The organism is Thermus sp. LT1-2-5, assembly GCF_040363165.1.
Taxonomy (GTDB): Bacteria; Deinococcota; Deinococci; order Deinococcales; family Thermaceae; genus Thermus.
The window spans coordinates 20,361-43,943 of sequence record NZ_BSRG01000013.1; the positions used below are offsets into that span (position 1 = coordinate 20,361).

28 protein-coding genes, 1 other RNA gene and 1 pseudogene are annotated in these 23,583 nt (G+C 64.4%); 8 read left to right on the plus strand and 22 right to left on the minus strand.

Annotation, left to right across the window (positions count from 1 at the left end; all coding sequences use genetic code 11):
• Nucleotides 1-1,026: an amino acid ABC transporter substrate-binding protein gene (locus tag ABXG85_RS10285; protein ID WP_353513542.1), complete on the minus strand. Its 1,026-nt coding sequence runs from the start codon at nucleotides 1,024-1,026 to the stop codon at nucleotides 1-3.
• A 144-nt stretch (nucleotides 1,027-1,170) separates the two neighbouring features.
• Between ABXG85_RS10285 and ABXG85_RS10290 the strand changes: the two genes are divergently transcribed.
• Together ABXG85_RS10290 and ABXG85_RS10295 are read left to right on the plus strand one after the other, a co-directional pair.
• Nucleotides 1,171-1,527 (plus strand): hypothetical protein, encoded by a 357-nt coding sequence (locus tag ABXG85_RS10290; protein WP_353513543.1) that lies wholly within the window; start codon nucleotides 1,171-1,173, stop codon nucleotides 1,525-1,527.
• Nucleotides 1,517-1,897, plus strand: a complete 381-nt coding sequence (locus tag ABXG85_RS10295) for a transposase (protein ID WP_353513544.1) — start codon at nucleotides 1,517-1,519, stop codon at nucleotides 1,895-1,897. The genes ABXG85_RS10290 and ABXG85_RS10295 overlap by 11 nt, the downstream gene beginning before the upstream one ends.
• Nucleotides 1,898-2,424: 527 nt before the next feature.
• Here the strand turns inward: ABXG85_RS10295 and ABXG85_RS10300 are convergent.
• On the minus strand, nucleotides 2,425-2,949 hold the full coding sequence (locus ABXG85_RS10300) for a hypothetical protein (protein WP_353513545.1): 525 nt from the start codon (nucleotides 2,947-2,949) through the stop codon (nucleotides 2,425-2,427).
• A 316-nt stretch (nucleotides 2,950-3,265) separates the two neighbouring features.
• Between ABXG85_RS10300 and ABXG85_RS10305 the strand changes: the two genes are divergently transcribed.
• The gene (locus tag ABXG85_RS10305) at nucleotides 3,266-4,108 is read left to right on the plus strand and encodes a DUF1385 domain-containing protein (RefSeq protein ID WP_353513546.1); all 843 of its coding nucleotides are present in this window, start codon (nucleotides 3,266-3,268) and stop codon (nucleotides 4,106-4,108) included.
• 42 nt (nucleotides 4,109-4,150) lie between these two features.
• Here the strand turns inward: ABXG85_RS10305 and ABXG85_RS10310 are convergent, their stop codons facing one another.
• From ABXG85_RS10310 to ABXG85_RS10325, 4 genes are all read right to left on the minus strand, one after another.
• Entirely contained in the window at nucleotides 4,151-4,696 is a 546-nt protein-coding gene (locus tag ABXG85_RS10310; protein WP_353513547.1) for a ribonuclease H family protein, read from the minus strand.
• 66 nt (nucleotides 4,697-4,762) lie between these two features.
• Nucleotides 4,763-5,530: a hypothetical protein gene (locus tag ABXG85_RS10315; protein ID WP_353513548.1), complete on the minus strand. Its 768-nt coding sequence runs from the start codon at nucleotides 5,528-5,530 to the stop codon at nucleotides 4,763-4,765.
• 257 nt (nucleotides 5,531-5,787) lie between these two features.
• Entirely contained in the window at nucleotides 5,788-6,783 is a 996-nt protein-coding gene (locus ABXG85_RS10320; protein WP_353513549.1) for an AAA family ATPase, read from the minus strand.
• A 136-nt stretch (nucleotides 6,784-6,919) separates the two neighbouring features.
• Nucleotides 6,920-7,561 carry a hypothetical protein gene (locus ABXG85_RS10325; protein ID WP_353513550.1) on the minus strand — a complete coding sequence of 214 codons (642 nt, stop codon included), beginning with the start codon at nucleotides 7,559-7,561 and terminating at the stop codon, nucleotides 6,920-6,922.
• A 434-nt stretch (nucleotides 7,562-7,995) separates the two neighbouring features.
• Between ABXG85_RS10325 and ABXG85_RS10330 the strand changes: the two genes are divergently transcribed.
• Both ABXG85_RS10330 and ABXG85_RS10335 read left to right on the plus strand, forming a co-directional pair.
• Nucleotides 7,996-8,220 carry a ribbon-helix-helix domain-containing protein gene (locus tag ABXG85_RS10330; protein WP_353513551.1) on the plus strand — a complete coding sequence of 75 codons (225 nt, stop codon included), beginning with the start codon at nucleotides 7,996-7,998 and terminating at the stop codon, nucleotides 8,218-8,220.
• A complete protein-coding gene (locus ABXG85_RS10335; RefSeq protein WP_353513552.1) occupies nucleotides 8,217-8,612 on the plus strand; it encodes a type II toxin-antitoxin system VapC family toxin in 396 nt (131 codons plus the stop codon). The genes ABXG85_RS10330 and ABXG85_RS10335 overlap by 4 nt, the downstream gene beginning before the upstream one ends.
• Nucleotides 8,613-8,854: 242 nt before the next feature.
• Here ABXG85_RS10335 and ssrA read toward each other — a convergent pair.
• Nucleotides 8,855-9,175: a transfer-messenger RNA gene (ssrA, locus tag ABXG85_RS10340) on the minus strand.
• 1,707 nt (nucleotides 9,176-10,882) lie between these two features.
• On the minus strand, nucleotides 10,883-11,803 hold the full coding sequence (locus ABXG85_RS10345) for a hypothetical protein (RefSeq protein ID WP_353513553.1): 921 nt from the start codon (nucleotides 11,801-11,803) through the stop codon (nucleotides 10,883-10,885).
• 139 nt (nucleotides 11,804-11,942) lie between these two features.
• Between ABXG85_RS10345 and ABXG85_RS10350 the strand changes: the two genes are divergently transcribed.
• Complete coding sequence (locus ABXG85_RS10350; RefSeq protein WP_353513554.1) at nucleotides 11,943-12,404, plus strand: RNA-guided endonuclease InsQ/TnpB family protein; 462 nt, start codon at nucleotides 11,943-11,945, stop codon at nucleotides 12,402-12,404.
• A 221-nt stretch (nucleotides 12,405-12,625) separates the two neighbouring features.
• Here the strand turns inward: ABXG85_RS10350 and ABXG85_RS10355 are convergent, their stop codons facing one another.
• Genes ABXG85_RS10355 through ABXG85_RS10405 form a run of 11 tightly spaced genes read right to left on the minus strand, consistent with a single transcriptional unit; the run spans nucleotide 12,626 to nucleotide 20,924 of the window.
• Nucleotides 12,626-13,057 carry a GNAT family N-acetyltransferase gene (locus ABXG85_RS10355; protein ID WP_353513555.1) on the minus strand — a complete coding sequence of 144 codons (432 nt, stop codon included), beginning with the start codon at nucleotides 13,055-13,057 and terminating at the stop codon, nucleotides 12,626-12,628.
• Nucleotides 13,050-14,183, minus strand: a complete 1,134-nt coding sequence (locus ABXG85_RS10360) for an alpha-D-ribose 1-methylphosphonate 5-triphosphate diphosphatase (RefSeq protein WP_353513556.1) — start codon at nucleotides 14,181-14,183, stop codon at nucleotides 13,050-13,052. The genes ABXG85_RS10355 and ABXG85_RS10360 overlap by 8 nt, the downstream gene beginning before the upstream one ends.
• On the minus strand, nucleotides 14,173-14,859 hold the full coding sequence (locus ABXG85_RS10365; RefSeq protein WP_353513557.1) for an ATP-binding cassette domain-containing protein: 687 nt from the start codon (nucleotides 14,857-14,859) through the stop codon (nucleotides 14,173-14,175). The genes ABXG85_RS10360 and ABXG85_RS10365 overlap by 11 nt, the downstream gene beginning before the upstream one ends.
• Nucleotides 14,860-14,870: 11 nt before the next feature.
• Nucleotides 14,871-15,638: an ATP-binding cassette domain-containing protein gene (locus ABXG85_RS10370; protein WP_353513558.1), complete on the minus strand. Its 768-nt coding sequence runs from the start codon at nucleotides 15,636-15,638 to the stop codon at nucleotides 14,871-14,873.
• Nucleotides 15,628-16,500 carry an alpha-D-ribose 1-methylphosphonate 5-phosphate C-P-lyase PhnJ gene (locus tag ABXG85_RS10375; protein ID WP_353513559.1) on the minus strand — a complete coding sequence of 291 codons (873 nt, stop codon included), beginning with the start codon at nucleotides 16,498-16,500 and terminating at the stop codon, nucleotides 15,628-15,630. Before ABXG85_RS10375 ends, ABXG85_RS10370 begins: the two co-directional genes overlap by 11 nt.
• Nucleotides 16,481-17,497 (minus strand): carbon-phosphorus lyase complex subunit PhnI, encoded by a 1,017-nt coding sequence (locus ABXG85_RS10380; RefSeq protein ID WP_353513560.1) that lies wholly within the window; start codon nucleotides 17,495-17,497, stop codon nucleotides 16,481-16,483. The genes ABXG85_RS10375 and ABXG85_RS10380 overlap by 20 nt, the downstream gene beginning before the upstream one ends.
• The gene (gene phnH / locus ABXG85_RS10385; protein ID WP_353513561.1) at nucleotides 17,485-18,033 is read right to left on the minus strand and encodes a phosphonate C-P lyase system protein PhnH; all 549 of its coding nucleotides are present in this window, start codon (nucleotides 18,031-18,033) and stop codon (nucleotides 17,485-17,487) included. The genes ABXG85_RS10380 and phnH overlap by 13 nt, the downstream gene beginning before the upstream one ends.
• On the minus strand, nucleotides 18,033-18,458 hold the full coding sequence (locus ABXG85_RS10390; protein ID WP_353513562.1) for a phosphonate C-P lyase system protein PhnG: 426 nt from the start codon (nucleotides 18,456-18,458) through the stop codon (nucleotides 18,033-18,035). The genes phnH and ABXG85_RS10390 overlap by 1 nt, the downstream gene beginning before the upstream one ends.
• Nucleotides 18,459-18,462: 4 nt before the next feature.
• Nucleotides 18,463-19,278 carry a phosphonate ABC transporter, permease protein PhnE gene (gene phnE, locus ABXG85_RS10395; RefSeq protein WP_353513563.1) on the minus strand — a complete coding sequence of 272 codons (816 nt, stop codon included), beginning with the start codon at nucleotides 19,276-19,278 and terminating at the stop codon, nucleotides 18,463-18,465.
• Nucleotides 19,247-20,143 carry a phosphonate ABC transporter substrate-binding protein gene (gene phnD, locus ABXG85_RS10400; protein ID WP_353513564.1) on the minus strand — a complete coding sequence of 299 codons (897 nt, stop codon included), beginning with the start codon at nucleotides 20,141-20,143 and terminating at the stop codon, nucleotides 19,247-19,249. Before phnD ends, phnE begins: the two co-directional genes overlap by 32 nt.
• A gap of 10 nt (nucleotides 20,144-20,153) precedes the next feature.
• On the minus strand, nucleotides 20,154-20,924 hold the full coding sequence (locus ABXG85_RS10405; protein WP_353513565.1) for a phosphonate ABC transporter ATP-binding protein: 771 nt from the start codon (nucleotides 20,922-20,924) through the stop codon (nucleotides 20,154-20,156).
• 401 nt (nucleotides 20,925-21,325) lie between these two features.
• Here ABXG85_RS10405 and ABXG85_RS10410 point away from each other — a divergent pair, with 401 nt between their 5' ends.
• Together ABXG85_RS10410 and ABXG85_RS10415 are read left to right on the plus strand one after the other, a co-directional pair.
• Nucleotides 21,326-21,526 carry a DUF2281 domain-containing protein gene (locus tag ABXG85_RS10410; RefSeq protein WP_353513566.1) on the plus strand — a complete coding sequence of 67 codons (201 nt, stop codon included), beginning with the start codon at nucleotides 21,326-21,328 and terminating at the stop codon, nucleotides 21,524-21,526.
• On the plus strand, nucleotides 21,523-21,870 hold the full coding sequence (locus ABXG85_RS10415) for a type II toxin-antitoxin system PemK/MazF family toxin (RefSeq protein WP_353513567.1): 348 nt from the start codon (nucleotides 21,523-21,525) through the stop codon (nucleotides 21,868-21,870). The genes ABXG85_RS10410 and ABXG85_RS10415 overlap by 4 nt, the downstream gene beginning before the upstream one ends.
• A 602-nt stretch (nucleotides 21,871-22,472) precedes the next feature.
• Here the strand turns inward: ABXG85_RS10415 and ABXG85_RS10420 are convergent.
• The 3 genes and pseudogenes from ABXG85_RS10420 to ABXG85_RS10430 form a co-directional block, all read right to left on the minus strand.
• Nucleotides 22,473-22,745: a hypothetical protein gene (locus ABXG85_RS10420; RefSeq protein WP_353513568.1), complete on the minus strand. Its 273-nt coding sequence runs from the start codon at nucleotides 22,743-22,745 to the stop codon at nucleotides 22,473-22,475.
• 395 nt (nucleotides 22,746-23,140) lie between these two features.
• The gene (locus ABXG85_RS10425; RefSeq protein WP_353513580.1) at nucleotides 23,141-23,455 is read right to left on the minus strand and encodes a hypothetical protein; all 315 of its coding nucleotides are present in this window, start codon (nucleotides 23,453-23,455) and stop codon (nucleotides 23,141-23,143) included.
• Nucleotides 23,362-23,558, minus strand: a pseudogene (locus ABXG85_RS10430) (hypothetical protein); the annotation flags it as partial. The pseudogene ABXG85_RS10430 and the gene ABXG85_RS10425, both read right to left, overlap by 94 nt.
• Nucleotides 23,559-23,583: the final 25 nt, after the last annotated feature.

A 23,583-nucleotide genomic window follows, 5' to 3' on the forward strand; every position in this document is an offset into this window, starting at 1 on the left:
CTAGCGGAAGGGCGGGCTGTACATGAGGCCCCCGTACCGTTGCAAGGCGTTCAGGGTGCCGGTGCGGGGGATGTGGAAGGGGCTCTTAGGCCCGAAGAAGCGGTCGTAAATCTCCCCGTAGTTGCCCACGGCCCGGATCACCCGGACCACGAAGTCCTTGGGCAGGCCTAGATCCTGGCCCAGGGTGCCCTCGAGGCCTAGGAAGCGGCGGATCTCCGGCACCTCGCTTTTCAGGTATTGGTCCAGGTTCTTGCTAGTGATCCCGAACTCCTCCGCCTGGATGGTGGCCCACACGACCCAGGACAAGGCATCCCGCCAGCGGGAGTCGTTCTCCCGCACGAAGCCCGCCAGGGGCTCCTTGGATATGGTTTCCTTAAGGATGACCAGCTCCTCGGGGTTGGGGGCGGTGGCGCGGAAGCCCACCAACTGGGACTTGTCCGCCGTGAAGGCGTCGCACCGCCCCTGCAGGAAGGCCGCCATCACCTTGGCCCCGTCCTCAAAGGTGAGAAGCCGGGTGTTCCGCCACTTCTGCGCCCGGATGTAGTCGGAGATGTTCTTCTCGTTGGTGGTGCCCTGGGTGGTGCAGAAGGTGGCCCCCTCCAGTTCCCGCAAGGCGTTGGCCCGGCCCTTCTTGATCATCACCCCTTGGCCGTCGTAAAAGTTGACGGGCAGGAAGTCCACCCCCAGGGCCCCATCGCGGTTGGCGGTCACCGTGGTGTTGCGGAAAGCTACGTCCACCTCGCCGTTTTGCACCGCCTGGAAGCGGACCCGGGCGTCTAGGGGCACGTAGTCCACCTTGTCGGGGTCGCCGAAGAGGGCGGCGGACACCGCCCGGCAAAATTCCACGTCAAAGCCCGTGTACTTGCCCGTCTTCTGGTCCAAAAAGCCAAAGCCGGGGAGAACGGCGTTCACCCCGCACACCAGACGCCCCCGGCTCTTCACCACGTCAAGCCGGGACTGCTGCGCCCAGGCAGGCCAAACGCCAAGCAGTACCAAGGCCAATAACCCAATCCAGATCCGCTTCATCCTCCACCTCCCGTTTCCGGGAAGCTTACCACCTGGGGCAAGTGGGGTCAACGGGGAACGCTGACCTTCCCCTCTGGGTTCCGAAAAGTCAGAATGCGTAGGCGATGAGGGGATGGCCCATCTCCTACAAGGACCTGACGCCGTTTGTGGAGCCTAGTGGCCCCTAGGCCCAAGGACACGGAGAAGGTGGCCCGCTTGGGCTACGCCATCCTGGCTTCGGGCTCCCCCCGCAAAAGCGACGAGGAAGCTAACCACAAGGCCATGGAACGCCTCCGTCCCCAGGCCGAGCGCACCCCCTATGGGGGAAGGTTGCGGGACGGAGGGCGAGGCTTTTGGGTGTTCCCCCTGGCCCAGCCCTACAAGGGGAGGGCGATACCCGCGCGCGTGGGCCTCTTTTCCCAGACCGCCTTGGCGGCGGAGGGGACGAGCCATCCGGTGGAACGCCAGGGGGAAGGCGCAGGTGGAGGACGAGGAGGGGCGGCGGATTCCCTTGCGGCTTGAGCGTGGGGAGCGGAGGGCGTGGACGGGGGGTTCTGAGGGGGGATGGAGGGTGAACGGGGTGGGGGTGTGGGAGGCTTCGTGGGAGGAGCCGCTTTGGGTGATGGGGAACCTGCCGGTGGAGGAGCTTTTGGGGGTGTACCGGGAACGGATGAAGATAGAGGAGTCCTTTCGGGACCTGAAGAGCTACTTGGGGATGGGGAACCTGATGAACAAGCGGCGGGAGAATGCGGAGAAGACGCTATGGCTTTTAGCCTTTGCCTACGCTTTGGGGTTGCTCCTTGGGGAAACGCTGCGGGGGAGGTGGCAGCGGGAAAGGGGGGGGCCGGTTGGCGGAAGTGGCGGGACTACTCCGGGCTCTTCCTTCTCCTGAGGGCTCCGCATCGCTTCCCCCGGACCTGGTGGCGGGAGGCGCTCAAAGAAGCCCTCGCCTCCTGGCAGCAGCGCCTCTATCCCCCCGGCTTCGTCGGAACTTAGGGGGGAAGGCCAGTTGCACCCATTTACTCCCCTCAAGGGTCTGCCTTCAATGCACGGAAAAGGGCTTGGGACCACCTGCCCCCTCTTCAGCAGCCCTTCCCCCGTGAGCCTCATGGCGTAGGCAGAGGGTAAAAGCTGTAGCGCCTTCTCCTCGCTTTGCTCTCGCTTCGCCAGCTGGCCCCCCAAGCCTTAGACACCCTCACTCGCGAGCTAACTGGTCTGGAGTCATTTGGGAAACCCACCGTAGGTACAACCTTAGCCTTGAGTCGGATTACCAGTTCACATGGGAACCTACAAGGCACGATAAAGGCGACCCCAACGTCCCTCCTCATTCGGGCCTCATCAGGTGAGCAGGACATAACCTTGAGAGAAGCTCCAAAAAGAGCGTGTACTCCCTTTTGGGTAGAAAGCCCTGAGACCCCCTCAAGCCTCCGGTCGCAAGGGGTTGGGCTCCAAACCCCTTCTCCGAAGCATCACATAGGCCCGGGATAGGAGGAGGGCCCATGCGGTTTCGCCCCCCAAGCGCCTTTCGGCGTTCAGGACCACGTTCCACCAACCTCCCCCCTGGCGGGCCTCCTCCCTCCAGAGGAGCCAGATGGCCGCCTCAAAGCCGGAGAAGCCCCGAAAGAGGAGCCTCCTGGCCCTTTGCCACGCTTCCTCGGAGAAATCCTTCCGCTCCTTGCCCAAAAGCCGCAGGGGCACCTCCACCAGGAGGTCGGGGAGGTTCTTCACGTCCCGCAGGAACCACCCCTTGACCCGCTCTGTTGGCGCAAGAAAGGGAGCGACCTCGTCCTCCAGCTCCCGAATGGCCTTGGGCTTCCGGGCGTCTTTCCAGCCCACGGCGGCGTGGGCATAGAGCCTGACCAGGTTGGGATAAACCTCGAGGGGCAATCCCTCCCGTTCCAGGTATTCCCAAGCCATGCGCTTCAAGGTTTCCTTGAGGTCCATCGATCTCTCCTTCCTGTGCCAGCCCCCTCTGGAGCAGTCTTGGTCTGGAGCCAAAGCCTTCTCACCGCCTGGCCTTAGTTCGGTGACCCGCTTTGCCAGGGTTCAACTGGACTTCGCCGACCCACCCCACCCAAACCTCAAGAAGTACCTGGACCACCTCATCTCCTGCGGGTGGCCCTTCTAGCCCTCGGCTAGGGGCGGGTAATCTCGGTCTTGTTGACGAGGACGCCCGTACAGACAGGGTGGCCGATTCGTTTTGCGTGCTAGCGCCTGCACCCCTTCGGTCGTGGCGGGACGACGCTATTATAGCCAACATATGCTGCGTGTCGTGTCAGGGTTTTCCCTGCCAGGTGCCGTCTTCCTCACCGACGGGGAGCGAGCCGTCTTGGCCCACGGTCAGGGGGTGGAGGTGTGGAAGGCCTCGAGGGTGGGGACGGACCTTCCCCTCCTCCGGGGCCTAGCCGCCCTGTGGGCCACCCTGCGGGACTCCTGGAAGGCCATGGGCCTCCTTCCGGAAACCCGGGGCATCACCCCTTTGGAGGCCCTTTTGGCCGCCCTCCTCACCCTCCTCCTCCTCCCCGTGCCCCTCGCCTTGGGCCTCGTTCTCCCTATGAGGGTGGCTGACGCCCTCCTGGACCGCCAGACCCAGCCCTTTCTCTACTACGCCCTTTTTGAGGCGCTTTCCCTGGCGGGGCTCTTGGCGTACTTCCGCCTCCTTGTTCTGTTGCCTCCCTTCCGGTCCCTTCTCCGCTACCACGGGGCCGAGCACATGGTGGTCCACCTTCTGGAACGGGGGCTTCCCCTCACCCTGGAGGAGGCCCGCCGCCAAAGCCCCTACCACCCCCGGTGCGGCACGGCGTTCTTGGGAATGTCCTTCCTGCTGGCGGTGCTCTTCTACGGGCTCTTCCTTCCCCTCCCGGAGGGGAACCCCCTTCTCTTCCTCGGCCTCAAGCTCGGCCTCCTGCCCCTCCTGGTGGGGGTTTCCTACGAGCTCTTTCGCCTCATGCCCAGGGTGCCAGCCCTTATGGCCCTGGGCCTCTTTCTCCAGCGGTTCACGGTGGAGAGGCCGGGGGATGAGGAGCTGGAGGTGGCCCTGAAGGCGGCGCGGGAGCTGGTGGGCCGGGGCGATCTTGCCCACGGACCTGAACCCTCCTCTTAGGAGGGGGATGGGACCCCGTCAGGGGACGGGGCCCCTCCCAGCCTAGTCCCCCAGCCCTCGCAGGAGGCGGCGCAAAGCCCCAAGCAGACGGGGTAGGAAGCCCTTGGGAACTGGCCTCGCCTTGGGGCGGCTCGCTTTGCGAGCCGCCGCCTCCCGGGCCAGGTTGAGGACCCGGCGCGCTTCCTCGTCCACCCATACCATCTCGGGCGTGCTCCGCCGCTCCCGGTGCCGGAAGGACACCTTCAGGCCCTTGGCGGCGGACCTGGCCCCGTCCAGGGCAACGCTGACCTCCGAACGGCCGTTGCGCGTCCCCTTCTGGAGGTGCTCCACCACGGAGCGGTTGTCGCACACCAGGGTCACCTTAGCCCCAGGGCCCAGGACCTGCCTGGCCAGCCTCAGCCCCAGCTCCACCGCCATGGCCTCCGCCTGGTTGGCGTCCCCCGCAGGGAAGGCGGCGGTGGCGATGACCCGGCCACCCCCCTTCCGCTGCAGGAGCCCCAGCACCGCCACGCCCGCCAACCCGGCCTCCGTGTCCACGGAAGCGTCCACGTAGATCACCGCCGCAGCCGCACCCTGTTCCTTGCGCATGCGCACCTCCGCCAACAGCAAGGAGGGTGGGGCGCTGGCCCCCACCCTCGCCCCTTGCCCTCGTCCCTAAAGCCCCAGCGCGCAGGCCACCAAAGCCTCCAGGGCCATCACCTCGTAGAGGTCCCGCGAGAGATGCACGGCCCGAACCAGCCCCGGCGCCACCACCCCCTTCCGCCCCAGCCGGACCAGGAGCCCCGACTTGCGCAGCCGTAGCCGCTCGGCCAGGTGCTCCGGTGGAGCATAGGGTTGGAGAGAGCGGTCCGGGTCGTGCTCCAAGTGGCGCTCCAGACAGTCCCAGGCCACCTCCAACACCGCCAGGAGGCCAAGGAGCTCGGGGGAGTCCCCCTGGACCAGGTGGGGACGGGCCTCGCGCCAGGCCCTAAGCTCCCGGTACGCCTGGAGGGGGAAGTCCAGGTGGTAGAGCTCCAGGACCCGGTCCAGGTGGCCCAAGAGGTCTTCCTTGGTGAGGAGAACGCTGCCATCCTCCCGGCGGAGAAGGGGAAGGTCAGGTGCCCTCTCCCCAAGAAGGTGGCGGAAGGCGTAGAGCTTGGTCCGAGCCAGCACCTCCTCGTAGACCCCAGCGTGGCCCTCCAGCTCCAGCAGAACCCAGAGCAACCCCACCCCCGCCGAAGCGGGCAGGTCCTGGGGCTCATCGAGCTCCTCCCACCCGTAGAGGAACGCCTGCCCCTCCCGGGCCTCCGCCTCCTCATCCTCCCCAGGCTCCGGCAGGTCGCAGATAACCCCGTCCGCCCAGTCCAGCCAGTAGGCCAACTCCTGCCCAAGGTCTTCCATCTCCCAACCCTCGTTCCCGTGGCCCTCCCAAGGGTTTTCCATCATTCCAACCTCCTTTCTTTCTCGGCCTTTCTTTCCTCGCGGCCTGACCTTTTTCCTGCGCCAGCCGAAGGCTGGCGCTCGCTAACCCCGCCCGGACCGGAGCAGATGCGGAGGTCCGGGCGGTTGGGTGTCAGCGGGAAAGGGAGCTAACGTTTCAAGGGAGCCGGCGTTACGAGGGGTAAGTGTTTTAGGGGGTGAAGGGGGGAAACGGCAACAATTCGTGAGCTAAAGGGGGCTTTCAGGATGTTTCGCAATGGCTACCGAAACTGGTAGCGCCCGCCCTCCAAGGCCAGGATCTTCTTCCGGGCCCGCCAGACCCGGAAGTTGTTCTCCGCCCTCTCCCTAGCTTGGCCCAGGTGCACCAAAAAGGCGACGAGCTCTTCTTGGGTGAAGGCTTTCCCCTGGAAGTGTACCCGGGCCTGGTCCACCAAGGAGCGCTGAGGCTTTGCCGTTGATGTGGGGGAAGACCCCCGGGCTTTACCGGAGGGCGGCTGGGAGCGCAGGGCACGGCCGCCAGAGCGCACCCGAACCGCTAGGATCTCCTCCGCTTCCCTTTCCACGTCTCCCCTTCCCTTTTCGTAAATGAGGGCGTTCCACTCCCCCTCGGATTCCCCGTGCGCTTTAGGCCTCACGACCAATAGGTGGTCGGCGTTGGCGGCGATGGCCCCAGAACCCCGAGGACCATAGTTTCCCTTGGTGGCGTGGTGGATCACCACCAAGCCCACCGCAGGCTCCCCGGCCGCGGGAGGCAGGATGGCCTCCTTGAGCCAGGCCATGACCGTATCCATGGCCTTGGCCTCGTTCTCGCTCTGCTCCGGGGGGACCAGTTTAATGAGGGAGTCCACCACCACCAAGGCGGGCTTCCCCGCTTCCTTGGCCAGGATGTGGATCGCCCGTAAGGCCGACTGGAGCTCTTCCCTTTGAGCAAAGGGCAGAAAGTTGCGCTGGGCGATGTCCATGGCGCCCATCTGCTCCGCGTAGCGCGCTAGGTGGCTATAGCGGGTCTCCGTCTGATGGTACAGGTAAAAGCGTAGCTCCGGAGGTGGAAGCAACTCCCACGCCTCGCTCCGACGCGCGTGTTCCCCCGAAAGGCGCTCCCAGGCCAGAAGGGCCACGGCGGCCCGGCTTTTCCCCGCCTTAGCCTCGCCGTAAAGCAGGGCCACCTCCCCCGCTAGCAGAATCCCTTGGGCCCCGGCCCTTTTCCGCTGGAGTACCGGGGGTGCCTTTTCCTCTTGCTTACGCCGCTTGCGCAAGCCCTCTAAAACGTGATGGGCCTCCTCCAAAGAGGAAGGGTGGCGAAAGCGGGTGGGCCTGTCCGCGCGTGGGGTAGGTTCCTTCTTCGTTTGCTTTGCAGACTCCATGCTCAGAGGTTTTAGCTTAACTCAAAACTCAAAAACGCGCACCACCCGAAGGCCCCAATAAACAGAAGTTTTCACCCCATCTCTCACCCCCTTTCCTCAGCCTCTTCTCTGGGGGTGAGGTGGCCTTTAGCTCGGTCAGTAAGGCTTTCCCCGCCACCCGCTCTTCCTTCCGCCAAGGCATCCCCGGATGCGCCACCCACACCGCCCGCACCAGAAGAAACACCCCCACCACCAGGTCGTTGTGCATAAGCTGCGCCGCATAGCTCCGCGCCCGGCTCTTCCCCTGCCCCAGGTTCTGCTTCACCATTCGGTGCACCCCCTCCGCAGAAGGGTGGCAAAACCACGCCTCCAACACATCCTGCACTTCCCCAACCAAGGTGGAGACCAAGGCATAGCTCCGCCACCCCGTTCCCTGCCCTACCCAGACCAAAACCACCCCCACCTCCCCCACCCAAGGCAAACGCACCCGCGCCCGCTTGGCGTACACCCCAAAGCGCCGGTGGTACCGGGCCCTCCCCGGAGGGCAGCGCTCCAAGAGTCCCCCCACCGACCTCTGCTCCCCCGTCCCCTCCCCACTCTCCCCCTCCCGAAGCCTCACCTTCACCCGGCGCCGCATCTTGTCCACGAAGGTGATGCAGGCCCGGAGAAGTGAGCGAAGCTTGACCCACATGGCCTGGACGGTCTTTTTGGGTGAGAGGAGAAGGCTGGCGAGGTAAGCCTGAGCGAGTCGGTGGCTTGGGGTTTGGGGGCGGGTTAGGCTGGGGAGCGCTGGACGTGACGCCTGGCACGGATAGAGTACGGACCAGCCTCCTCGCGAGGGTGTCGGTCACGACATCCGTTGGGCAGGAAAGTGTATAGGAGATCCTGTTCAAGCCCCCGGGGAAGCCGTGCACCGTGCTCCTGCGGCCGAGGCGTGCAGCCCCTTGGGGCGCCCGGGAGGCGGTGCCTAGAGCACCGCTTGGGGGCGGGCCTTCCGGCTCACCTACGGCCCCTGCCCCCCCGTGAATTCGGGCCCGCCCTGGCTGGGCTCCGGACCTAGGGCTTAGGCGGAGTAGAGCGAAGGCGCTCGGCAGGAGTGGCTACCATATGTGGTAGTATAGACCCATGGAGAAGACCACCCTCTACCTTCCTCGCGACCTGCACCAAGCCCTGAAGGAGGCTTCGAAGCAAGAGGGCAAGAGCCAGGCCGAGATCGTCCGCGAAGCCTTGACCCTCTACCTGGCGCACCGGAAGAGACCTGCCCTACGCTCCTTAGGCGTGGGAGAAGACGAAGCCCTCACGGGGCGGGAATCGGAGGCATGGCTTCGTAAAGCTTGGGGTGAGGGATGATCGTTCTGGATACCTCCGCCCTCTTCGCCCTTTTAAACCGCAAGGATCCGGATCACGAACGGGTCAAGAGCGTCCTTTTGGCCGATCCAGGCCCCTATTTGGTTGCCGCGGGCGCCCTTGCCGAGATCGCCTATTTAACCGAGGAGCGTCTTGGGCTTGGGGCGCTGGAGGCCTTGTTGACGGATCTCGAGACGGGCGCCCTGAGCCTAGATTGCGGAGACGGGGACCTCCCCCGGATCCGCCAACTGGTGGCGCGGTACGCGGACTTGCCTTTGGGCTTTGCGGACGCGGCGGTCCTGGCCTTGGCCGAGCGCTCAGGTGGCAGGGTGTTGAGCCTAGACCACCACTTTCACGTGGTGGCGCGGGAGGGGAAGGTCCAGGTCTTGCCGTGAGAAGCTACGCTACGCTCGGACCTACGCCACCTCCCCTGGTCTAAGCCCCGGGGGCTTCAGTTCCAGGAAGGGCCCGCCTCGAGGCCGGGCGAGGGGGAGAGGTGGGGGGGCTGGGCGTCCTTCTTAGCTACAAGTTCATAGCTACCCTGACTACGTATCCAAGGCACCCTCTCCCCTCCCCCGCTCCCCGTCCCCAGCCCGCCTCGAGGCGAGAAAAGGGGGCCGGGTTTCCCCGGCCCTGTTGGTGGAGGTGGGGGGAGGCGGGCGTCCACGCGCGCAGTCCGTGTTTGGGGTGTCCTCCCGCCTTGGCCCACGGGCGGGCGGCCAGGAGCGAGCCCCGTTAAGCTTCGCCTCGGGCTACGGAGCCTCGCCCTCGGCTAGCCGGGTTTTGCGTCCCCGCTTCCGGCGAGCCCCCGGCGGGGCTTCCGGGCGAGGTCGTGGCAACTAGGCCGCGAGAGCGAGAGGCCGCTTGACCTTTATTCGTTTGCGGGTTTTTACGAGGCCACCCGCACCTCGGCGCGCAACCGCACCCTCGGCGACCCCCGTCGATGCCGTTCACCCCCACGCTTCCCTCGAGGCCTCGGACCTCCGAAGGGCGCTCCTCATGGTAGCGGAAAGTCGTAGGTAGCCCCCTACGTCTGGAGGCTTCCCCGCCTTGAGGGGAGGCCCTCAGGTCCATCCTTCTCATCTCTACACGCTCATCCCTACACGCAGGAGCGTTCCTTGAGGGGGGTCCCCAGTAGGCGGGAGTGTACGGCTCAGCCCCACGCACAGGAGTGAGCCTTGCCCTCGCCGCAAAACCACCCTCGAGGGCCCCAAGCCTCACCCGGGAGGGCTACCACGTGGAGCCCTATCTCCCCCATCCCCCCAAAGCCCATTCCCCACACACCAAGCGGGAATGGGGCTTTCCACCTTCCACGGGATGCGTGCTCGTGCGGGAAACCTATGCTCATGCTCCCTATTTTCTGGAATTACTCTATCTAGTGCCCCAACCGCTCTGCCACCTCTCTTCCCCCACCGCACCCACCGTTTTTTGGGCGAAGCTCACCCCCCAACCCCCACCACCCCACGGATTTGCGCGTGTTCCGCCCTCCAACCCCCTGTTTTGGGTGCCCTCGAGGCCACCCTCACCCTCCAAAACGGGAGCTTCAGGTTTGGGGCCATAGGAGTCCCGGTACGGAAGAGGAGCGGAACAGAAAGGGGGAAGGCTGAGCTTGTTAGCCCTCCTCCGTCAGGAGGAAGAGGGTGAGCCTATGTCGCCTTCCCCCGTCAGGAGGAAGAGGGTGGGTCCGTCGTAGCCCTTCCCCGTTAGGAGTAAGAGGCTGAGTCCATCTAGCCTTCCCCCGTCAGGCGTGAGCGGGCGGGCTTGTCATCCCTCCCCCGTCAGGAGGAAGAGGGTGAGCTAGTCCTCCCCCGTCAGGCGTGAGGGGGTAAGCTAGTCCTCCCCTGTCAGGAGCAGTACGCCTCCCTGCTCGTCAGCAGGAGCGAGAGGCATGGCTCTCTCCCTTCCTCCCCTTCCTCCACACCTCACCCCCCGTTAGGGGGGCCTCGAGGATGACCCCCGCTGGAAGCCCGGACGCCTACGCTTCCCCGTTAGCCCAAAGGGGCGAGGAGGTATGGAGTCCTCCCCACCAGGTTCAGGAGGGAAGCGTCGCCCTCCTTCTCCCCACCTCTCCTTCCCGGCCTCGAGGCGAGCCCGCTCCTACCCTCCCCCGTTAGCTAGGACGGGGGGCCCTGGTACAAGGAGCGCCTCCTTGGGCAGGACAAGGAGGTTCTTACTTGTCCCCGTCAGGCTAAGTGTCCGTTTATCCCTCTCCCAAAAAGCGATCCCCCGGGACTCTTCCCGGGGGCAAATGTGCGTGGCCTCGAGGGGGGAAAGAGCAAAAATGCTTCCCTACGAGGGGGGTGGGGGCGTCCTTCGCCCAAAAAACGAGGGAGGGGCGCGGTGGAGTTTGATTGCAAAGGTTCCATAGAAGAGAAGAGGGGGATAGATGAGAGAAGGGGTGGTTTTTCTCACCAAGCCCTCACAATGGATTAGGCGGGTGTGATTTTGAATCCCGGGGGTTTTGTCGTGAGAAGCGAGGGTGGGTTTTCTCACCAAGCTCTCAGGGCGGATTGGGTAGGTGCGATTTTGAATCTGGGGGGTTTTGTCGTGAGAAGTGAGGGTGGGTTTTCTCACCAAGCCCTCATGGAAGAGCGTGGTCCCCGGGTGGCAATCCCGGACCCTCCCCTGGTGGCGCATCCCACCTCTCACGCCCCAAGTGTAGTGTTCACACCTGGCGGCTAGCGCTTTTTCTCCACTCCTCCTCCAGGATCCTTTTCCACTCCCACAACTCCGGGAAGAGGTCTTTGCACCCGTAGTACTCCAGGGTTTCCTTGCGTAGCCTTTCCGCATATTCCGCCATTTGCTTGCGGTTGTTGGGAGCGTCGGGCCTCGCCCACCACGCCCCCCACCGGGCTTTCAGATCGTCGTTCCACACCCCCCGCATGTAGCTGGAAAGGAGGTAGAAGTGGGTCTTTCCCACCTGTTTTGATAGCCTCGCCTTGTTCCCCGAAGCCGCCGTCATGGCGATGTCCATGAGCGCCTTCTTGTGCGCATGGGGGACTTCCTCCTTGCGGATGAGGGTGCTACAGAGGCTCATCAGGTCTATATCGGGCTCGGGGGACACCTGAAAGTAGGTGAAGTCCCGGCCGAAGTAGAGGATGTTTCGCCTAGACCAATGCCGGAGTATGGGTCCCAGGAGGAAGTGGATGCGGATGAGCCCCGGGGGCATGAGGGGCCAGCCCGGGATCTCCTCCAGCCCCACCGCCCACCTGCTCAGGTGACCCTCGATGTCCGGGTCTCCAAACAGGTCGTCGAGGATCCCGAAGGGTTTCCCCTCGCCCCCAAACGCGTCGGAGAAGCGGAAGTAGATGCTCAGGTAACCCACGTCGGCCAGGAGGACGATGGTCTTCTTGCGGGTGGGCAAGATCTTCTCACCCCTCCTCTTCCACTCTTCCTCCACCTCCCGCATGAGGTAGACCGCCTCGTGGTCCATGATGGGCTCGTCCACCTCGAGGGTGTCCCGCTCGTGGGTCACGATGACGGCGTGGAGGAAGCTAGCGAAGGGGTGGGATAAGCCCCACAGCACCATTTCCGGTTTGACAAGGATGCTCAGGGGCACCCACTCGTCCAGGGCGGCGAGGATCATGCACAAACCCTTCCGTTCGTTAGATAGGGGGAGGTAAATGGGGTCCATCCTGGGTGAAGTGTAGGGAGGAGGGGGCGCAAGCTTGAAAAAAGGGAGCGACATACAAGATGCCCGCTAAGCCTTCAAGGGAAGGAGGAGCATGGACGAAGAAACGATCGTCCAAATCCAGGTGCGGCAGTACAAGCGACACCGAGCCTACCGCATGGTGTTCAACGGCAAGGAAGTCCTGCGCCGACGGATTGAACGTTTTGGGGGTCCTGAGCGGTGGGAGCCCGTTGTTCACGAGGACCTGAACGTTCAGGGTCTAGCCCGTAGCTACACGGCGAAGGGAGTACTGGATGCAGGCTGGGCTCAGTTTCTGCGGATCCTCGCCTACAAAGCGGCGGAAGCTGGTAGGCGGGTCATCGGGGTAGACCCCAAACACACGAGCCAGGATTGTCCGGTGTGCGGACCCAGGGAGAAGAGACCCCTGTGGGTCAGGGAGTTCACCTGTTCCGGGTGTGGGACACCTCTCCACCGGGACGTGGCCGCCGCACGGAACATCCTGGCCAGGGCCTGGGCTGGGCCTTCGGGGATGGACACGGTTTCAACCGTGACCTGAACCGAGGTCAGGCGAAGCCTATCTTGTAGCCTCGGACTTCAGTCCGAAGAGTCGTCACATCCATATAAGACCCATTCCGCTACCGGCTAAAGCAGGCGGTCCCCTACCTCCAGGGTCGTATAGGGAGGCAAGAAAGAGCTCTCAAGCCAGCACCGGAGCCAAATGCGGCCTTGACGAAACCTCTCCAGGGTGTCCTCCGAAGGCCGGAATAGTGGCTTGGGCTAGAGGCCCGTACTCAGGGCCAGCCCGTACACCCGGAAGCCTAGCTTCTGGTAGAACCAATGCGCTCGCTCCCGATGAAGGGCACTGGACAAGACCAACTTGTACGCTCCCGCACGCCGGGCTTCCTCCATAGCGTGGCGTACCATTTGGGTGCCGATCCCCTGTCCCTGAACTTCTTGGGCCACGGCCACGGACTCCATCACGGCGAAGGACCTGCCTCCATGGCCCAGGTTGGGCAGGATGTAAAAGGTGTAAGTGCCCACCACCCTTCCCTCCTGCACCGCCACGTAGGCTTGCCCCCAGGGACAAGCCGCCAGGTCTCGCCAAGCCTGGAGCAAAGCCTCCACGCTTCCCCCTAGGGGGTCGAGGAGCGTCAGAAGTTCGGCCACTTGGGGTAGGTCTTCCTGGGATAGGGGACGGATCTCAACCACCCCAAACCTCCGCAAACCTGCCCCGAAGCAGGACTGGTTTTCCGCCCACAAACACCCCCACCACGGCGAAGGGCTTCTCCTCTAGCACCACCAGATCCCCCCGTAAACCGGGGAGGAGGGCCCCCCGATCTTTCAGGCCCACTGCCCGGGCCGGAAAGAGGCTGACCAGGGCCACCCCTTTTTCCAAAGGTAGCAGGCCCCTCTCGGCCAGGGCGAAGGCCGCCCGGAGAGCCGAGCCAGGGTGGTAGTCAGTGGCCAGGGCGTGAAGGAAGCCGTGTTGCAGGGCCTCCAGGGCGGAAAGGTTGCCGTTGTGGGAGCCACCCCTCAGGGCGTTGGGGGCTCCCATCACCAACCATAGTCCACTACTCCAGGCAGCCCGAGCGGCAGCGAGGGTGAGGGGGAACTCGCTTATCTCCACGCCCAGCCTAGCCATCAGGGCCACGCGCTCCGGGGTGTCGTCGTCGTGAGAGGCGAGAACCACCCCTCGAGCCCGGGCCTCGCGGACAAGTTCCTCTAGGGCCGCCCAGGCCACCCGGGTGGGGACCAGATCCTGGGCCACCTCCTCCGGAGACCGCCCCAACCAACGGCTCATGTAGGCCACATACGTTTCAAAGTCACGGAATTGCCCCTGGCCAGGGGTGTGATCCATTAGGGAGAGGAGGTGGACGAGGCCCTCTTCCAGCGCTGCCCTCACAGCCCACTCCCCTTGAGGCCGGGAAACTTCGTACCGGACGTGGATCCGCAGGTCTAAGGAGAGGGCCCCCCGAAGGAACCTCAGCCCACGAACGATCTCCAAACTCTTCTCCACAGCCCGTACCCCGGCAGCTCCCTCCCAGAAGGACATTGCTACATAAGCGGTGGTGATCCCGGCGCCCAGCAACCTTGCCTCCCAAGCCTCCAGGGCCATCTCCAAGGGCAGGTAAACCCCTGGGCGGGGCTCCAACTCCCGCTCCAGGGTGTCCCCGTGGAGATCTACCACCCCGGGCACCACCGTAAACCCCTCCAAGGGGAGCCCCCCGGCGACCCTACCCATGCGCACTTCCGCCACCCTACCTTCCTCCAAGCGTAGGGAGGCCTGCGACAAAACGCCCTCGGGGAGCACAACCTTTGCCCCACTAAGCCACATCCGGCACCTCTAACAGGAGGGTCTGGTCCACTAGGCCAGCCACGTCCTCGAGGTGGTGGAAGACCCCCACCATGGTCACCCCCCTTTCCTTCAGATCCCGAAGCCTCGCCGAAACCGCCTTGCGGGCGGCGGGGTCCAGGCTGGCATTGGGCTCGTCCAGAAGAAGGAGGGGCAGGGGCCGGAGGAAGGCCCGGGCTAGGTTCACCTTCTGCCTCTCCCCCCCGGAGAAGGCGGTGGGAAAAGCTTCCAGGAGTTCCCGCCTCAGACCGAGATCTAGGAGGAGCTCGCGTGCCCGCTCCAAGGCCTCGTCCCTGGGTACCCCGGCCCAGAGAAGGGGTTCAGCGGCCACTTCCAACGCTGGGGTGCGGGGCCTAGGGTAAAGGAACTGGCTCACATACCCCACCCACTCCCTCCGCGCCCAAAGCACCTCCCGCTCCTCAGCCCTAGCCAGATCCACGAGGGCCTGCGGCGTGCGCAGATGGATAGCCCCGGCGGTGGGGCGGTAGGTGCGGTAAAGAACCTTGAGGAGGGACGACTTCCCCACCCCATTGGGGCCTTGCAAAAGCAGGAACTCCCCCGCCGCCAGGGTGAAGGAAACTCCTTGGAAGGCCAACACCTCCCGCCCTAGTCGGTGCAGAAAGAACCGCTTTTCCAGATCCACGACTTCCAGCAGCATGCTCTCCCCTACTAAAGGCGGGCCTGAACCAGGTCCTGAGTGTAGGGATGCTGCGGATCCTCTAGCACCTGATCCGCCAAGCCCTCCTCCACCACCTCCCCCTCCAAGAGCACCTGGATCCGGTCCGCCACCGCCCTCACCACCCCCAAGTCGTGGCTCACCAGAACCATGGCCGTGCCCAACTCCCCCTTGAGCCGCCTCAGGGTGTCCAGCAGGCCCGCCTGAACCAGAAGATCCAACCCGGTGGTGGGCTCATCCAGGAGAACTACGAGCGGCTCCTTGGCCAGAGCGCGGGCCACCTGTACCCGCTGCCTCTGCCCCCCGGAAAGGCTCTTGGGTGGATCCTGAACCCGTCCCAGGGGAAACTCCGCCATCTTCAGGGCCTCGAGGGCTCCCGCCGCCGCTTGGGCAAAGACCCGCTCACCCTTAACGAGGAGGGGCTCGGCGGCGTTGGCAAGGGCGGAAAAAGCCATGCGTAGGCCCAGGGCAGCCTCCTGGTAAACCATGGCCAAGTAGGGGCGGATCCGGGCGCGTTCGTAAGGGGAGAGGGTTAGGAGATTCCTTCCCTCCAAGCCCGGGATGTGCAAAAAGTACTCGCCTTCCGCCTCCTCTTCAAGGTAGAGCACCCGCAGGAGGGTGGACTTCCCCGAGCCCGAAGCCCCTACCACCCCCAGTACCTCCCCTGGATAAAGGCGGAGATGGACCCCCTTGAGCACCTCCCGGCTCCCGTAGCGCTTCCTCAGGTTGCGGATCTCCAAAAGCGGCTTCTCAGTCACCATGCCGAGTCTCCACGAAAAGCTCCCCAGTCTCCCTGCCGGCAAGAAGCTTCTCCAAGTAGCCCTGGTCGGATACCTCGTAGACCAAGGTGCCGTCTTCCTGGGGCAGTGCGTTTAGGAAAACGTGATTCACCCCTGAACGCCGGCAATGCCCCCGGATGACCTCAGGCTGGAAGGGCTTGTCGAAGAAGGCGAGGGGTTCCACCTGAGTAAAGGGGGGGACAGCATAAAGCCGCTTCTCCCGGCCCGCCCCCAAAAGGGTGATGTGGCGAGCTTGGTGAAGCTTAGGGATGTCCCACCGGGGAATGGGGCTGGGATCCATGACGTAGCGTCCATGGACCAGAACCGGGTAGGCCGCCCCCTTTTGGGTTCGGCCCAGGAAAGCGTGTTCCTCAAAGATGTCCACCCAAAGGGCGCTGTAGTCCCCAAAAGCGTGAAGCTCCCGCGCCCTTTGATCCGAGGGTTCCACGTAGCGGAGGGGCTCGGGAATAGGGACCTGGAGGACGAGGATCTGCCCCTCCCGAAGACGCTCCTCAGGGATGCGGTGCCGGCTTTGGATGAGGGTGGCCTCGAGGGCGTCCTGGGTGGTCCTTGCCCCGCTCACCGCATGGATGAACCGTCTCAAGTTGGCGGCGTTCATTGAGTCGTCCGCCCCCTGGTCTATCACCTTCACCACATCCAGCGGCCCCACCAAGGAAAGGGTGATCTGGAGGGCCCCCGTGCCCCAACCCCGGGCCACAGGCATCTCCCGGCTGGCGAAGGGCACCTGGTGACCGGGTATGGCCACGGCCTTCAGGAGGCGGCGGCGGATCTCCCGCTTGGCCCACGGATCCAAGAAGGCATAGCTATACTTCCACCGGGGCATCCTCTACCTCCTCTGCCGCCTTAAGGTTGCTCAGAAAGGTGACGTAGTGGGGAAGCTTATAGTGGAGGGCGAAGCCCGAAGCCTCCACCGGGTCGGTGTGGAGTAGAACAAACTCCTCCTGGCGGGCAGGGTGGGAGGAACGATCCATCTCCAGGTCCAGCATGGCCGCCGCAATGGGCCGCACCTCGTTCCATCCCAGGCTCGCTCCGAAGCCCAGGCGGTAGCCCCTTTCCCCCCGATCCACAATCTCGGCGAAGGCCAAGCGCACCCGGCCCACCTCCACCGATCCCCCTCGCACAGGGTGGTGGAGGCGGACGGGAAGATAACCCACCCCCAGCTCTGCCACTGTAGGGTGGCGATGAGCGTTGTACGCCCGCATCCCGCTGTAGGCCAGAGCCAGGAGCCCTCCCGTATCCCCCCGGGCCAAAGCTTGGAGGCGGTGGGCCCGGGGGGCAGGGAAGCGGAGAGGTTGCCGGGTAAGGTCGGGGATGGAACCTTTCCCCTCTCCCAGGGCCTCCTCCAGGAGCCCGCGGCCCCGAAGCCAGCCCGCCACAGAGGGGTAGGTCTTGGGAGCCGGCGCTTCCGCTGGGGTTAAGGTTGCCGAAGCCCGCAGGCCCAACAGGCGGAGGCTGTAATCCAAGGTTGGCCCTAGAACTTGCCCCCCGGGGATCCCCTTGAAGGCGGCAGATATCCGCCGCAGCAGAAGGAGATCCTCCCGCCCGGCCCGAACTGCCTCCCCCAAGCGAGGCAGGGTGGTGCGGTAGGCCCGGAGAAGGAGAACGGCCTCGTATAAATCCCCGCCCGCCTGGGCCAGGGCCTCTGCGGCCAATGCAGGGGCCCAAAGGCCTCCTTCAGCCATGACCCGATCCAAGAGGAAAGGCAGATGCCTTTCCAAAGCCTTGAGGAACCGGTCAGGGGGGCTGGGCACCAGCTCGCGAAAGAGGGCTTCCGCAGCCTGGATGGCCTCTTCCCCACCCCGCACGGTCACGTAGCCCATGGCTGCACCTCCGTGGTTCGGGGCAAACCCACCACACGCCTCCCGTCTGTGAAGAACATGTCCACGCCCAAGGGATAGTCCAGGCTGGCAGCCCGAACCTCCCAAAATCTCGCTGGCAGGGGAAGCCTGAGCTCAGCCTCCCCCGGTATGCCTGGGCCCCGAAGCCGCACCCTTTGGCCGCCCTCCAGGGGAAGCGCCAGAACCAGGGTGGCCCCCCCTTCGGGCTCCAGAGGGGTGCCCCGAGGGAGGCGGGGGAGGAGAGAGAGGAGTTCGAGGCCAAACCCTTCCACAAAGGCAAAGTCGACCTCCTCGGGCCCTAGGGCCCGCCGGGGCGGGGCCTCCGCTAGGGCGTCCAGGAGCCAGTCGGGGCCCAACACCGTCGCCTCTTCGTCCAAAAGGGTTTCCCCGATGAGGCGCAGGGCTTCCCGGGGCCCAGAGGCTGGAAAGGGAAAGGCCCTGCCGGGGTAGCTCAGGGCCAGGAGAAGGCTCCGAAAGGCTTCCTGCGTACGCCTTTCCCTGCCGCGGAATGGCACCATCATAGGGTTTCCACCTCCAGCCGGGTTCGCTCCACCTTTCGCCAAAACTCCTCCTCCCGACGTTCTCTTTCTGACCGTGCCATTTCCGCCAGCGCCATGATGGCCTCTACCTCCAACCCCGCCTGGAGGGCGGCGTCCAGATAGGCCAGGGCACGGGCCCGTTTGGCTTCAAAGCCTAGCGCCGCCCCATACCCCTCCACACCAGCCATGGGAAAGCGGATCCAGGCTTCGTAGACCAGAGCTTCTCCCAGGTAGAAGGCCCCTCCTTCCCTCCCGTCCTCAAAGGGGATAAGGATGAGACCAGGCCCCTCGCGCAGGGGCTGGGCGGGCCCTAGGCCTTGCGCCACCCTTCCAACGAGGTTTGTTAAGACTTTCTCTTCCGCATAGACAAGCTCGCTTAACGCATCCAGCGCTTTCAACAGCACCTCCTCACACCAAGGCCCGACGCAGCCGGGCCGAGATCTTATCGATGACGAAGACAGCCGCCAGAATGAGGAGAATCACTGTGGCGGCGTCCCCAAAGCGGAAAGCCCGCACGGTCTGCACCAGCTCAAAGCCGATGCCCCCCGCCCCCACCAAGCCCAGCACCGTGGCCGAACGGACGTTCACCTCGAAGTGGTAGAGGGTCACAGAGGAAAATATGGGGGCCACCTGGGGCCAGATCCCGTAGGCCACCACCAGAAGGGGGTGGGCCCCTGTGGCCCGCACCGCCTCTACCTGGGCAGGATCCACGGTTTCTATAGATTCGGAAAGAAGCTTGCCCACCACCCCGGAGGTGTGCAGGGCGAGGGCCAGGATCCCCGGCAGGGGACCAAGGCCAATAGCAGCCACGAAGACGAGGGCCAAAACCAGCTCCGGCAGGCCCCGAAGCACGTCCATCACTCCTCGGGCGAAGAGGTAAATAGCCCCACCCGCCACGTTCCTGGCCCCCAGTAGGGCCAAGGGCACGGCCAGGAAGGTAGCGAGAAAGCTTCCCCACAGGGCCATGACCACGGTTTCGAAGAGGGCTGTCAGGAATCGGGGGAGGTGGTCAACACTCGGGGGGAAGAAGCGGAGGGAAAAGGCGACACTTTGGCCGAGACTGCCGAGGAGCTTGCCCGGGCTAATCTCCGCCCATCCCGCCGTGACGGCCAGGGCAAGGAGAACCCCCCCGTAAAGGAGGAGGGCGGTGCGCCGCCTACGCCAAAGCTCCTCCGGCGGGGGGGGGAAGTGCTTAGAGCTGGCACTCCGGACGTTCAAGGGCATCGTCCACCTTGCGGAAAGCGTCGTAGTCCCGGTCGGTTGCCGGGGCGAAACGGCGGAGGCCCCGAGCCTCTAGCCAGGCCTTGCCCATTGGGGTCTCGTGGAACTCGAGAAAAGCGCGTTGTAGGAGGATCTTGAGATCCGCCGGCAGATCCTTGCGGTAAGCCCAAGGGGAGCCCGGGATGGGATCGGACTTCCAGAGAACCTCAAAGTCTTGGAGCCCCCGGATCTGGCCCTTCTGCTCGGCGATGGAGATCCCCGTATCCCAGGTGACCCCAACGGGGATGGTGCCCTGGGCTACCCCGAGGATCACCGCCTCATGGGACCCGGCAAAGGTAACCCGGCGGAAGAACTCGCGGGGTTTGATGCGCGCTTCCAAACAGAAGTAAGCCATGGGCACCTTGTAGCCAGAAGTGCTCTTAGGGTCCACGAAGGCGAAGTCCTTCCCACGGGCATCCTCTAGGGTGCGGATCCCGCTCCCCTTCCTGGCGATGATGAGGGAGTGGTACACCGTACCGGAGCGGAGGCTGTCCTCCTTGGCGAAGGCTTCGATGGGCGCCTTGAGCTTCTTGATGGCATCCACGTAGGATGCCGGCCCGTAGAAGGCCACGTGCACTTGCCCCTGGGCCTGGGCCACCTGGACCGCTGTGTAGTCGTTGGCCAAGAAGAGCCTTACTGGAATGCCGAGGCGCCCCTTGAGGTAATCCAAGAAGGGTTGGTAACGGGAGGCGTAATCGGCAGCGCTCTCCACCGGCACCTCGGCGATCACCAGCTCCTTTGGCCAGCCGGGACGCTGCCCCCAGGCCGTGCCCAGAAGCAAAAGCCCAAAGACCAACAACACTCCTTGCCACTTGATACCGCGATCCATGACTACCTCCTTATGCGCTCAGGTTGGAGGAGGACTCCTCCACCTCGAGGCCCTCGTCAAAGTAGAGCTCGGCCTCCCGCTCGGGGGTAAGGAGGGCGGGAGGGCCATCAAAGTAGACCTGTCCGTTCTTGAAAGCCACCACCCGATCGGCATATGCCCTAACCACATCGAGGTGGTGGAGGGTGAGCAGGAGGGGGATATCGCGTTCTCGCACCAATTCCAAGAGAAGGGCCAACACGTCCTTGGCGTTCTTAGGATCCAGGGCAGAGATAGGTTCATCCGCCAGGAGGAGGTAGGGCTCCTGGGCCAGGGCTCGGGCAATCCCCACCCTCTGCTGCTGACCCCCTGAGAGGGCGTCTGCCCGTTTCCAGGCGTGCTCGGTGAGGTTTACCCGGGCTAAGAGCTCCCATGCCAGCTCCAGATCCCGCTTGCCGAAGCTGCGAAGGAGAGCCCGCAAGGGGCTCAAGTGGGGTATCCGCCCAAGCAGGACGTTCTCTAAGGCATTGAGGCGGCCCACCAGTTGGAATTGCTGGAAGACCATCCCAATGGCCCTCTGGGCCTTCCTTAACGCCTCGCCGCTTTTATAGCTAAGCGGCTTACCGTCCAAAACTACCTCACCCTTAGCGGGCGTGACCAAGCCTTTCAACGTCCGGATGAAGGTGCTCTTCCCTGAACCCGAGGGACCTATCAGGGCCACCACCCGAGCGTTGTCCCCGAAGAGATCCAGATCCAGCCCCTTGAGAACCATCTGGTCGCCAAACCGCACCCAGAGACCCCGCACACCAACGTGCATTCCTACCTCCGGTGAAAATAGTAGTTGGCCGGTGTCAGGGGCCCGTCAGGTGAACTGCTCCGCCAGAAAGGGGAAAGGGGTTTTCACCCCCCCTATACACTCCCCGCCCAACGGATACCGTGACCAGCACCCTCGTGAGGAGGCCGGTCGGCATGATTTCGGCGCCAGGCGTTCCCTCCTGGGTGGAACGGGGAAAGGACCAGGTATGAAGCCCTGCGGCACCGGCGGCGCGTCCAGGGACGCCTCGGCGGAAGGTGCATCGGTTGGCGGGGAATGCGATACTGACCGAGCTAAGAAACACCTCACCCCCACAGAAAGCGAATGAGATTGAAGAAAGGAAACGAGGGATGAGGTGAAAACTTCTGTGCTAGCGGTGAACTGGAGGAGCCATGGCGGTGAAGGAAGAGGTTTTGCTCCTCCTGGAAAGGATGCCCGAGGCGCTCCAGAAAGAGGTGGCGGACTTCGCCCGCTTCCTCTTAGAGAAAAAGCTCGGGGAAGAACGCTCGTGGGAAACCCTTAGCCTCATCCAAGCGGTAAGGGACCTGCCGGAGGAAGACTACACCGAGGCCGACCTTAAGGAGCGCTGGTGAGCCCCGGAGCCCTCGCCCTGCTCCGCTTCCCCCACACCGACCTTTCCCTCGGCAAACCCAGGCCCGTCCTGCTCCTTACCCCTACCCCTGGCCCTTACCCCGATTGGCTGGTGGCCATGGTGTCCAGCCAACTGGACCAGGCGGTCCCCGGGCTGGACGAAACCCTCCTAGAAACCGACCCAGACTTCCCAGAAACCAGCCTGAAGCGGGCCAGCGTGGTGCGCCTAAGCCGGCTGGCCGTGGTGGACAAGAGCCTGCTATTGGGCAAGCTGGGCGCCATAAGCCCCGAGCGCCTTCGCCGCATCCAGGCGCGGCTGTGCCAATGGATCTCCGGCCTCCCCTGACATCCTACCCGCGCTACCCTAAAGGCAATGACCACGGAGGAGCGGCTCTACAAGCTGGAGGGGATCTTGGAAAGGGTCATGGCCACCCTCCCCGACCGGATAGGCCGAGGTCAACACCGCCCTCAACCGCCTCATGCTCTACTTCACCACCCTGGCCGCCGCCCTCGCCCTCCTCACCCTCCTCCGCTAGCCCTCAGAAGCAAAGGCCCGCAAGGCGGGGAGGTGTTTCCCTGGCGAAGAGGCCCTTCACCACCCCCTGGCCCAAGGCCAGGCCCAACGCCACCAACGCCCAAGCCCACAAGCGCGCGGCACACCCCTTTCCACCCTTTGGCCCCTTCACCCTACACGGTGCGCTTTTCCCCCGCAAAGCAACTGGAGCCCGTCAAGGGATCCTTCCGCGGGCTACACCCCGCTGCGAAAAAGAACCACACCCGTGGACTGCGTCGACCGGTACAGGGCCCTTCCCAGCGTCGAAGGGGGCGTCTACCCTGCCCAGCGCTGGGTTGCGATAAGAACCTCCCCCAGGCTTTTTCCCTTGAGACGGGGTTTGTCCTTGACCCCGCACTGCCGCCCCCGGTTAGATCTAGCCGCGGCGCCGCTAGCTACAGCGGAGGCGGGCTAAAGCCGAACTCGCGGGCCGCTTCGCGGATCTCCCGCAAAAGGCGCCCTATCCGCTCCTCCTCCTCGAGCGTGGCGGGGCGAACCCGTCCGAGGAGGGTGTACAGCGCCCCGAGCTCGGCCACCTCGCCCTGCCAATCCAGGTCGTCCCAGTCGTCCGGGTTGCGCAGGGCGTCACGGATGAGGGCCCAGCGGCTCTCGGCCCGCTCTAGGAGCCGAGCTGCGGGTTCTTCCTGAGCCAGACGCGATTGGGCCATAGGGTAATCGCCTCCAAGGAGGAAGCGAGGTATCCCGCCACTAGTGTACCGCGCGTGAGGTCGTAGACCACCTCGAGCCAGGGAGCAGCTTCCGGCTCCAAGTCCTCCCTCGCCACCTCGCTTGGGGCTATGACCAGCGCCACCGGACCCTGGGGTGGAGCGTGAACCACCACGGCGGCCTCCGGGTGAAGAGCTGCCCGGCGCAAAATCTCTAGGAACCGCCCAGGGGTTAGGTCGGGGCGGAACTGGCGGCCAATTAGGGTGTGCCGGACGAGCTTCTATACTCCCCGTTCTGAAGAACGGGGCTGCAAGCTAGGCTTCGCCTGACCTCGCTTCAGGTCGTGGCCGAAACCACGTCCTTCCCCGTAACATAGCTTCTCCCCACCCCTTTTTCTCTAAGCGTTCAGCTTGTCCTCCGCCAGAACGGGGAAGCCCAGCACCTCGTAGTCGTCGTTCTCGTACAGCAGGGCTACGTAGACCAGCTTGGGCAGGAGTTCCAGGGTCAGGAGGTCCTGGTAGACGTCAGGGGGAAGGCGGCGCTTGACCTCCTCCCACAGGGACCGTTGCGTTTGGGGGGAAATCGGGGGAAGGCAGGAGAACCGCCACCTGGGCTTGCCTAGTAAATCGAAATCGCCTTGTACCCCGGCGGGGGAGGGAGAAGGGAAAGGAGAACTCTTAGTGCATAGACCGCAAGCTCCAAAAGCGCCCACACCCTCGCCGTCTTGGGCTCGCGCTCAAGGAGATACCCACCCCCTAGCCGCGTCTTCCTCCCCCCCCAAACACCCCCTCCACCACCCCACGAAACTGGTACACCCTAGTTTGGTCCTTGCTCCGGTAG

Coding starts and splice junctions, on each gene's coding strand:
- ABXG85_RS10285 (WP_353513542.1), bottom strand. CDS start 1,026: ATGAAGCGGATCTGGATTGGGTTATTGGCCTTGGTACTGCTTGGCGTT.
- ABXG85_RS10300 (WP_353513545.1), bottom strand. CDS start 2,949: ATGGACCTCAAGGAAACCTTGAAGCGCATGGCTTGGGAATACCTGGAA.
- ABXG85_RS10305 (WP_353513546.1), top strand. CDS start 3,266: ATGCTGCGTGTCGTGTCAGGGTTTTCCCTGCCAGGTGCCGTCTTCCTC.
- ABXG85_RS10310 (WP_353513547.1), bottom strand. CDS start 4,696: ATGCGCAAGGAACAGGGTGCGGCTGCGGCGGTGATCTACGTGGACGCT.
- ABXG85_RS10315 (WP_353513548.1), bottom strand. CDS start 5,530: ATGGAAAACCCTTGGGAGGGCCACGGGAACGAGGGTTGGGAGATGGAA.
- ABXG85_RS10325 (WP_353513550.1), bottom strand. CDS start 7,561: ATGTGGGTCAAGCTTCGCTCACTTCTCCGGGCCTGCATCACCTTCGTG.
- ABXG85_RS10330 (WP_353513551.1), top strand. CDS start 7,996: ATGGAGAAGACCACCCTCTACCTTCCTCGCGACCTGCACCAAGCCCTG.
- ABXG85_RS10335 (WP_353513552.1), top strand. CDS start 8,217: ATGATCGTTCTGGATACCTCCGCCCTCTTCGCCCTTTTAAACCGCAAG.
- ABXG85_RS10345 (WP_353513553.1), bottom strand. CDS start 11,803: ATGATCCTCGCCGCCCTGGACGAGTGGGTGCCCCTGAGCATCCTTGTC.
- ABXG85_RS10350 (WP_353513554.1), top strand. CDS start 11,943: ATGGACGAAGAAACGATCGTCCAAATCCAGGTGCGGCAGTACAAGCGA.
- ABXG85_RS10360 (WP_353513556.1), bottom strand. CDS start 14,183: ATGTGGCTTAGTGGGGCAAAGGTTGTGCTCCCCGAGGGCGTTTTGTCG.
- ABXG85_RS10365 (WP_353513557.1), bottom strand. CDS start 14,859: ATGCTGCTGGAAGTCGTGGATCTGGAAAAGCGGTTCTTTCTGCACCGA.
- ABXG85_RS10370 (WP_353513558.1), bottom strand. CDS start 15,638: ATGGTGACTGAGAAGCCGCTTTTGGAGATCCGCAACCTGAGGAAGCGC.
- ABXG85_RS10375 (WP_353513559.1), bottom strand. CDS start 16,500: ATGCCCCGGTGGAAGTATAGCTATGCCTTCTTGGATCCGTGGGCCAAG.
- ABXG85_RS10380 (WP_353513560.1), bottom strand. CDS start 17,497: ATGGGCTACGTGACCGTGCGGGGTGGGGAAGAGGCCATCCAGGCTGCG.
- phnH (WP_353513561.1), bottom strand. CDS start 18,033: ATGGTGCCATTCCGCGGCAGGGAAAGGCGTACGCAGGAAGCCTTTCGG.
- phnE (WP_353513563.1), bottom strand. CDS start 19,278: ATGCCCTTGAACGTCCGGAGTGCCAGCTCTAAGCACTTCCCCCCCCCG.
- phnD (WP_353513564.1), bottom strand. CDS start 20,143: ATGGATCGCGGTATCAAGTGGCAAGGAGTGTTGTTGGTCTTTGGGCTT.
- ABXG85_RS10410 (WP_353513566.1), top strand. CDS start 21,326: ATGGCGGTGAAGGAAGAGGTTTTGCTCCTCCTGGAAAGGATGCCCGAG.
- ABXG85_RS10420 (WP_353513568.1), bottom strand. CDS start 22,745: ATGGCCCAATCGCGTCTGGCTCAGGAAGAACCCGCAGCTCGGCTCCTA.